This window comes from Nocardiopsis aegyptia, from assembly GCF_013410755.1.
Lineage (GTDB): Bacteria > Actinomycetota > Actinomycetes > Streptosporangiales > Streptosporangiaceae > Nocardiopsis > Nocardiopsis aegyptia.
In genome coordinates, this window is sequence record NZ_JACCFS010000001.1 from 4,160,693 (window position 1) to 4,168,776 (window position 8,084).

Here is an 8,084-nt window from a genome sequence, read left to right on the forward strand (position 1 = left end):
ACCGAGCTCCGAGCCGCGGACGCACGAGGACCGCGGTCGACGGCCTGGAACCGGGGGCGGGCGGACCCGGCCCCGGCCACTGGGGCGGGGGCGCCTCCGAGCGGCGGGCAGGCCCGTCTACAGGTCGTCGACCAGGGGGAACAGGGCGGGGAAGCACGACTCCGGGTCGATCCACCGCACGAGGTCGGCGAAGTCCGCCTCGGCCTCGTCCTGGTCGCGCGGCGACTCCCCGCCGCGGACGTCCGCCTCGGTCAGGAGGCGGTCCACGTGGTACCAGCGCCAGGCGATCTCCACGAAGGCCACCAGCGAGGAGGCCAGCGGCTCCTCGTCCGCGTCCGCGGCCGGGTTCGACACGCGGCCCGTGCCCCGCTCGACCCGGAACGGGCGTCCGCCCCGGTCGCCGGTGAGCAGATGGAAGTCCAGGTGGCGCGGCCCCGCGTCCCAGTGCCGCCTGCTCGGGCTCTCGTACCCGTGCTCGAAGAGCGCCGCCGGGAGGCCGCAGGCCTGTAGGGCGCGGAGTCCGCTCTCGGGTACGTCCCAGGCGTCCGTACCGGGGACGTGGACGCGGTCGCCGTCCGCGGCGAGGTCCCGTACGGGCGCGGTGACGGTCCACACGTGCTGTGCGTGCCAGGGGTCCATACGGGTCCGGTACAGGTCCAGCGTGGTCCGGTCGTGGTCGCCGACCTCCCACTGCTCCACGCTCCCGGCGTGCGTCCGGTCCGCGGTGACGAGCAGGTCGGGATCGGGCGCGGCGACGGCCCACAGGAAGGGGAGCCGCCGGCCGTCGCAGTCGTCCATCGCCGTCCGCCGTTCGGTGTCGGATGCCGTTCCGGAACGGAGGCTATGAGGCCGGTGCGACGGTTCCCGCAAACGCTGTGCGCTGGGCACTTTTCATCGACCACGGAGCGCTGTACATTAGGCAAGGCTAACCTAAGGGAGCCTTGTGCTTCCGTGTCGCTCTGCCAGGAGAGGTCGCGTGCGCCAGTACCACGAGTTGAGGATCCCCGGTCGATTCGACCCGATGGCGGCCGTCGTGCGGCTGGCCGGATCGGGACTGTTCGAGGACCACGTCGTCTACGAGCGCGAGGGCCGCTGGTGGCTGGCCGGGGACCGCCTGGCCGAGGTGGTGGCCGACGCCCGCAGCCTGAGGGCCGGCGGCGACCGCCCGCTGGAGGCCGTGCGCGCCCGGTTGGCGGACGCCGGCGTGGCCGGCTGGAACGCCTTCGGCTGGGCCGCCTTCGAACTCGCCTACGCGCTGGCCGGGCGCCCCGCCCCGGACGGCCCCCTGCTCCACCTGTTCATCCCCCGGACCGAGGTCCGGCTGAGCACGGACGCCGTCCTGATCCGCAGCGTGGACGAGGAACGGCTCGCCCAGGTGCGCGAACTGGTCTGCGCACCGGCCCTGGAGGTCCCCGACGAGGCCACACCGGTCGACACCAGACACGAGGCGGGCCGCGACGCCTACCAGACCGCCGTCGCCAAGGCCGTCGCCGACATCCGCACCGGCCTGCTCGGCAAGGTCATCCTCTCCCGGGCGGTCGACGTGCCCTTCGAGGTCGACCTCCCCTCCACCTACCTGCGGGGCAGACGCAACAACACCCCCGCCCGCTCCTTCCTGCTGGACCTGGGCGGACGGCAGGCGGCCGGGTTCAGCCCCGAGACCGTCGCCGAGGTGACCGCGGACGGGCACGTGTGCACGCAGCCGCTGGCCGGCACCCGCGCGTTCACCGGGGGCGGTGCCGCCGACGACGCCCGCCGCCAGGAGCTGGTGACCGACCCCAAGGAGGTGTTCGAGCACGCCGCGTCGGTCAAGCTCGCCTGTGACGAGCTGACCGGGATCTGCGAACCCGGCAGTGTCGCGGTGAGCGAGTTCATGGCGGTCAAGGAGCGCGGCAGCGTCCAGCACCTCGGGTCCCGGGTCGGCGGGCGGCTGGCCGAGGGCCGGTCCGCCTTCGACGCCTTCGCCGCCCTGTTCCCGGCGATCACCGCCTCGGGCATCCCCAAGGCCCCCGCCTACGACCGGATCACCGCGCTGGAGGACACCCCGCGCGACCTGTACGCGGGCGCGGTGCTCATGGCCTCCGACGACGGCGCCCTCGACGCGGCCCTGGTGCTGCGGGCGATCTACCGCAGCGGGGAGCGCGCCTGGCTGCGCGCCGGAGCCGGAGTCGTCGCCGACTCCACGCCCGAGCGCGAGTACGAGGAGACGTGCGAGAAGCTCGGCAGCGTCGCCCCGCACGTGGTCCGGCGCGTCCGGGAGAAGGCCGCGGTCTAGGACCGGTCCCGGGGCGGCGCGACGAGCGCGCCCCGGAACCCGTCCCCTCGGGACCGGAACCCCCGGGCACCGCCCCGGGGCGGCCGGAGCGGTGAACCGCCCTGGCCGCCCCGGGGCGCGCCGCTTCACGACAGGCCCTCGACGAGGGCCTTCTTGCTCACCTTGCCCACCGCGGTGTACGGGAACTCGGCCCGTACCTCCACCCGGTCGGGCAGCTTGTAGTCGGCCAGGCCGCGCTCGCGCAGGTACGCCGTCAGCTCCCTGAGCGCGGGCGCCCGCTCTCCGTCGCGCACCCGCAGGAACGCGCAGCTGCGCTCGCCGAGCATCGGATCGGGCACCCCCACCAGGGCGGCCTCGCGCACCGCCGGATGGGTCATCAGGTGGTCCTCGACCTCCTCGGTCGGCACCTTCTCCCCGCCCCGGTTGATGACGTCCTTGACGCGCCCCTCCACCACCAGGTGGCCGGTCGGCAGCCGCCGCACCAGGTCACCGGTGACGTAGAAGCCGTCCGGCGTGAACGACCGGGCGTTGTGCTCCTCGGCCCGGTAGTAGCCGCGCAGCGTGTACGGCCCCCGGGTGAGCAGCTCCCCGATCCCGCCGGGCGCCACCTCCGCGCCCTCGGAGTCCACGATCCGGATCTCGTCGTCCTCGCACAGGGGACGCCCCTGGGTGGTGGCGACCACGTCCTCGGGGTCGTCCAGGCGCGTGTAGTTCAGCAGCCCCTCGGCCATGCCGAACACCTGCTGGAGGGCGCACCCCAGCTCCGGCCGGATCCGGCGGGCCGGTTCCTCGGCCAGCCGGGCGCCGCCCACCTGGAGCAGGCGCAGGCTGGACAGGTCGCGGCGGACCGCCTTGACCGCCTCCAGCCACAGCAGGGCCAGCGACGGCACCAGGGCGGTGACGGTCACTCCTTCGCGTTCGATCAGGGCGAAGGCGTCGGCGGGGCTGGGGCTCGGTGCCATCACGACGGTCCCGCCCGCGTACAGCGTCCCCAGGACCCCCGGGCACGCCAGCGCGAAGTTGTGCGAGACCGGCAGCGCCGCGAGGTAGACCGTCTCCGCGTCCATACCCGTCACCTCGGCGCTGGCGCGCAGGTTGTACGCGTAGTCGTCGTGGGTGCGCGGGATCAGCTTGGGCAGGCCGGTGGTGCCCCCGGAGAGCAGAAACAGGGCCACCGAGGACGGGTCGGGCTCCGGCAGGTCGACCGGGTCGGCGTCGACGTCGGCCAGCGCGGTGTACGGGCCCGGGTCGCCGTCGACCAGGACCCGCACGGAGTCGTCCGCCACCTCCCCGGCGAGCACGCGGAAGTCGAACCCGGCGTGCCGGTCCGGGATCACGTACGCCGCCGCGCCACTGTGCGCGACGAGGTACGAGATCTCGCTGCGCCGGTGCGCCGGGAGGGCGTACACCGGCCGGGCGCCCAGGCGCAGCAGCGCGAACGTGGTGACGAGGAACTCGGCGGTGTTGGCCAGTTGGACGACGACGTTGTCGCCCGCGGCCAGACCCCTCCGGCGCAGCCCCGCCGCCCGCCGGTTCGCCAGCGCGTCCAGCTCCGCGTAGGTGAGCCGGGTGTCGCCGTCGACCAGCGCGGTGCGGGCGGGGTGCCGCGCGGCGGCACCCCGCAGGACCTCACCGAGGGTGGTTCCGGTCCAGTAGCCGCGCTCGCGGTAGCGCGCGGCGAACTCCTCAGACCACATCGGGGTCGGCGCCCTCGATCAGCTCGGCCAGCTCCCGGATCACCGGCGCCAGCTTGGAGTGGGACATCGGCGTCTCGGCGTGCCAGCCGCCCACCTGGTCGGCCTGGACGGCGGGCAGCTCGGCCCAGGTCGGAATGTCGGCGAGCTCGTCGGCCGGCAGCGAGTTGGGACGGGTGTCCGCCAGGATGACGTCCGCCTCGTAGGTGGAGGCCTGCTCCCAGCTCAGGTCGTGCCAGTTGGGGGCCTCGCCGCCGTCGGGCTCCACGAACTCCACGCCCTGCGCCTGGAAGTAGGACAGGTCGCTGAAGAAGCCGGGCTTGGCGACGTTCATGAGGTCGGCGGAGGTGTTGGTCGCCATGACCGACACACCCGGGTTGGCCTCGGCGGCCTCGGCCAGCTCGGCGGAGGCGGCGTCGAAGTCCTCCTGGGCCGCGGTGACGGCCTCGGAGTCCACGTCGGCGCCCAGCGCGGCGGCCAGGTCGGTGAACTTCTGCACGGCCTCGTCGGCGGGCACGTCCTGGAGCTGGACGGCCAGGATCGGAGCGGCGTCCTGGATCTGGTCGGTGGATTCCTCGGGCACGTACCAGAGGGCGTCGCCGTAGGCGATCGTGATGACCAGGTCCGGCTCCAGGGCCAGGTAGCTCTCCATGTCGAACTCGCCCCACTCGGTGCCCACCGAGGGGGTCTCCGGGTCGACGTCGCCCGCCTGGGGGTCGGGCTCGCCGTCGGCCAGCTCGCGCGGGCCGAACACGGCGGTCGGCTCGAAGCCCAGGTCGACCAGGGCCGCGGCGGCGTTCACCTGGACGACGACGTTCTCCGGCGGCGCGTCCAGGGAGATGGTCTCACCGCGGTCGTCGGTGTACTCCCAGCCTCCGCCGGAGCCGGTCTCCTCGTCGTCGGACGCGGTGGGCGCGGTGGAACCGCAGCCCGCGAGGAGGACGGCCAGGGCCGCGCCGGTGGCGGCGACGGCGGCCGGGTGGCGGCGCGCCGTGGTGGTGAGGATGCGCATGTGCGTACTTTCTGCTCGGTGTCGGGGGATGGGGTCCTGCTGAGCGGGGTCTCAGGCGCTGTCGGCACAGCGGTGGCGGCCGAAGGGGACGACCAGCGGGGTCCCGCTGAGCGGGTCGCTGATCACCTCGCAGCGCAGTCCGAAGACGTCGGCGACCAGGCCGGTGGTGATGACCTCGCCGGGCGGGCCCTCGGCCACGATCGCGCCGTCCTTCATGGCGACGATGTGGTCGGCGTAGCGCCCGGCGTGGTTGAGGTCGTGCAGCACCATCACGACCGTGCGGTCGCCCGCGTGGTTGAGGTCGGCGATCAGGTCGAGGACCTCGATCTGGTGGGCGAGGTCGAGGAAGGTGGTGGGCTCGTCCAGGAGCAGGGTGGGCGTGTCCTGCGCCAGTGACATGGCGATCCACGCGCGCTGGCGCTGCCCGCCGGAGAGCTGGTCGACGGGGCGGTCGGCCAGGTCGGTCATGCCGGTGGCGGTCAGGGCCAGGCGCACGGTGGCGCTGTCGGAGGCCGACCACTGCCGCCACACGCTCTGGTGCGGGCTCCGGCCCCGGGTGACCAGTTCCAGCACGGTCATGCCCTCGGGGGCGGAGGGCGACTGGGGCAGGATGCCGAGCCGGCGGGCGAGGTCGCGGGTGCGCATGCGGTGGACGGACTCGCCGTCCAGGAGCACGGTCCCGGCCCTGGGGCTGATCAGGCGCGAGAGCGTCCGCAGCAGCGTGGACTTGCCGCAGGCGTTGGCGCCGACGATCACGGTCGTGCGGCCGGTCGGGATGTCGACGTCCACGCCCTCCAGCACCGGCCGATCGTCGTAGGCCACGCTCAGGGCGCGGCCGGATAGGCCGGTGTCGGGCGCGGGGGAGCCGGCGGCGGCGCCGGGGCCGGCGGTGGGTGTGTCGGTCATTGCTCAGGCTCCCTGTCCGGTGCGGTTGGCGCGGGCGAGCAGCCACATCAGTCCCGCCGCGCCGACGAGGCCGGTGACCACGCCGACGGGCAGATCGAAGGGGCGGGCGGCCATGTCGCCGGCGAGGACGATGAACGCCCCCGTCAGCGCGGACGCGGCCATCGGCGGGGTCGGCCGCCCCACCAGGCGCAGCGCGACCTGCGGCGCGATGAGCGCCACGAACGCGATGGGTCCGGCGGCGGCGGTGGCGAAGGCGGCCAGGCCGACGGCGGTGAAGAGCAGCACGGCGCGGCTGCGCTGGACCGGTACGCCGAGCCCTCGGGCGGTGTCGTCGCCCAGTGTGAGCGCGGCCAGGTGGCGGCCGAGCACGAAGGCGACGGGCAGCAGGACGGCGACGGCGGCGGCGAGCGGGACGACGTGCGTCCACTCGCGCATGTTGATGCTGCCGGTCAGCCAGACCACCGCGCGCTGGGCCTGGAAGAGGTCGGCGCGCTGGAGGAGGTAGGCGGTGATGCTCGTGCACAGCGCGGAGATGCCGATGCCGATGAGGATGATCCGGTATCCCGTGGCCCCGTTCTTCCAGGCCAGGGCGTAGATCGCCACCGCGCTGGCGGCGGCGCCGAGCAGGGCCAGCACGGCGGTCGACAGGCCCGCGCCGGCGCCCAGGACGAGCCCGGCGACCGCGGCCGCGTTGGCGCCCGCCGTCACACCGATCACGTCCGGGCTGGCCAGCGCGTTGCGGGCCAGCGTCTGGAAGATCGCGCCGGAGACGGCGAACGCGGCACCCGCCAGCAGCCCGACCAGGGCGCGCGGCAGGCGCAGGCCGTAGACCACGTCCACGGTGGACTGCTCGCCGTACCAGAACAGGGCGCCGATCGCCTCGGCCGCGCTGACGGGGAAGCGGCCGGTGACCAGTTCCGCCGTGAAGGCGGCCACGACCAGCACGGTCAGCGCCGCGCCGACCAGGAGCGGCCGGGGGCGCCAGACGCCCGAGGGGCCGCGCCGCACGCGGTAGAGCGTCTGCGAGCCGAGGCGCTCGGTGTGCAGGAGAGGGGTTCGGATGGCCATCACAGCTCCGGGAGACCGCGTCGTCGGACCAGGGCGATGAAGAAGGGGGCGCCGAGGAAGGCGACCACGATGCCCACGTGGATCTCCGACCGGCCGGCGAGCACACGGCCGAGGACGTCGGCGGCGAGCAGCAGGACGGGCGCGAGCAGGGCGGAGTAGGCGAGCACCCAGCGGTGGTCGGGGCCGGTGATCGCCCGGGCGATGTGCGGCACGACCAGGCCGACGAAGGCGATCGGTCCGCACACGGCGGTCGCGCCGCCGGCCAGGAGGGTCACCGCGAGGATGCCGCGCAGCCGGACCGCGCGCACGTCCTGGCCGAGGGAGCGGGCGACGTCGTCGCCGAGGGAGAGGTTGTTGAGCGCGGGCGCGGTGGTGACCGCCAGGACCGCCCCGGCGAGCATGAAGGGCAGCGCCTGGAACAGCGGCGCCCGGTCGGTGATGTTGAGCGATCCGACCACCCAGAAGCGGTAATCGTCCAGGGTGGCGGCGTCCAGCAGCAGCATCGCTCCGATGGCGGACTGCAGGAGCGCGCTGACCGCCGCGCCCGCCAGGGCGAGCTTGGCGGGGTGGGCACCGCCGCGGCCGAGCCCGCCCAGCGCGTAGACCACCGTGGTGGCCACGAGCGCACCGGCGAACGCGAACCAGATGTAGCCGTAGAGCGAGGTCACGCCGAACAGCATCGTGCTGAGGACGACGCCGAGGGCGGCGCCGGCGCTGACGCCGAGCAGTCCGGGGTCGGCCAGCGGGTTGCGCGTCAGCCCCTGCATGAGGGATCCGGACATGCCCAGGGCGAGCCCTGCGGCCAGGCCGAAAAGCGTGCGCGAGAGGCGCATGCCGTTGACGATGGCCGAGTTCTCGCCCGCTTCTGGCGAGAACAGGAGTCGTAGGACCTCGCCCGGGGGGATGCTCTTGCTGCCGATCATGATCGACAGCAGGAGCACGGCGGCCAGGGCGATGGCGGCCACGAGGAGGCCGACCACGCGTGGCGCGGTGCGGCGCGCTGAGGGGGTCGTCACGCGAGTCACAGGGGGAGCATAACCGATCTCTTAGGCAAGGCTAACTTAAACCCGGATTTCCTGCCGGACCGTGTCCTACCCGCGTAAACGTGGGGAAACCCGTGTTGTGCCGA

The 8,084-nt window shown here is 73.9% G+C and carries 7 protein-coding genes; 1 reads left to right on the forward strand and 6 read right to left on the reverse strand.

The window, feature by feature from the left end; genetic code table 11:
* Positions 1 to 117 precede the first annotated feature (117 nt).
* Positions 118 to 798, reverse strand: coding sequence for an SUKH-4 family immunity protein (locus HNR10_RS18680; protein ID WP_179825336.1), 681 nt, complete (start codon positions 796 to 798; stop codon positions 118 to 120).
* 178 nt (positions 799 to 976) lie between these two features.
* Between HNR10_RS18680 and HNR10_RS18685 the strand changes: the two genes are divergently transcribed.
* Positions 977 to 2,275 (forward strand): salicylate synthase, encoded by a 1,299-nt coding sequence (locus HNR10_RS18685; RefSeq protein ID WP_312889334.1) that lies wholly within the window; start codon positions 977 to 979, stop codon positions 2,273 to 2,275.
* A 125-nt stretch (positions 2,276 to 2,400) separates the two neighbouring features.
* Here HNR10_RS18685 and HNR10_RS18690 read toward each other — a convergent pair whose 3' ends face one another.
* The 5 genes from HNR10_RS18690 to HNR10_RS18710 are packed head-to-tail and all read right to left on the reverse strand — an operon-like array spanning position 2,401 to position 7,971.
* Positions 2,401 to 3,972 carry a (2,3-dihydroxybenzoyl)adenylate synthase gene (locus HNR10_RS18690; protein WP_179825337.1) on the reverse strand — a complete coding sequence of 524 codons (1,572 nt, stop codon included), beginning with the start codon at positions 3,970 to 3,972 and terminating at the stop codon, positions 2,401 to 2,403.
* Positions 3,962 to 4,981 carry an ABC transporter substrate-binding protein gene (locus HNR10_RS18695; protein WP_179825338.1) on the reverse strand — a complete coding sequence of 340 codons (1,020 nt, stop codon included), beginning with the start codon at positions 4,979 to 4,981 and terminating at the stop codon, positions 3,962 to 3,964. The genes HNR10_RS18690 and HNR10_RS18695 overlap by 11 nt, the downstream gene beginning before the upstream one ends.
* 51 nt (positions 4,982 to 5,032) lie before the next feature.
* Entirely contained in the window at positions 5,033 to 5,887 is an 855-nt protein-coding gene (locus tag HNR10_RS18700) for an ABC transporter ATP-binding protein (protein WP_179825339.1), read from the reverse strand.
* Positions 5,888 to 5,890: 3 nt separating this feature from the next.
* On the reverse strand, positions 5,891 to 6,955 hold the full coding sequence (locus HNR10_RS18705) for a FecCD family ABC transporter permease (RefSeq protein WP_179825340.1): 1,065 nt from the start codon (positions 6,953 to 6,955) through the stop codon (positions 5,891 to 5,893).
* A complete protein-coding gene (locus tag HNR10_RS18710) occupies positions 6,955 to 7,971 on the reverse strand; it encodes a FecCD family ABC transporter permease (RefSeq protein ID WP_312889335.1) in 1,017 nt (338 codons plus the stop codon). Before HNR10_RS18710 ends, HNR10_RS18705 begins: the two co-directional genes overlap by 1 nt.
* Positions 7,972 to 8,084: the final 113 nt, after the last annotated feature.

Coding starts and splice junctions, on each gene's coding strand:
- HNR10_RS18680 (WP_179825336.1), bottom strand. CDS start 798: ATGGACGACTGCGACGGCCGGCGGCTCCCCTTCCTGTGGGCCGTCGCC.
- HNR10_RS18690 (WP_179825337.1), bottom strand. CDS start 3,972: ATGTGGTCTGAGGAGTTCGCCGCGCGCTACCGCGAGCGCGGCTACTGG.
- HNR10_RS18695 (WP_179825338.1), bottom strand. CDS start 4,981: ATGCGCATCCTCACCACCACGGCGCGCCGCCACCCGGCCGCCGTCGCC.
- HNR10_RS18700 (WP_179825339.1), bottom strand. CDS start 5,887: ATGACCGACACACCCACCGCCGGCCCCGGCGCCGCCGCCGGCTCCCCC.
- HNR10_RS18705 (WP_179825340.1), bottom strand. CDS start 6,955: ATGGCCATCCGAACCCCTCTCCTGCACACCGAGCGCCTCGGCTCGCAG.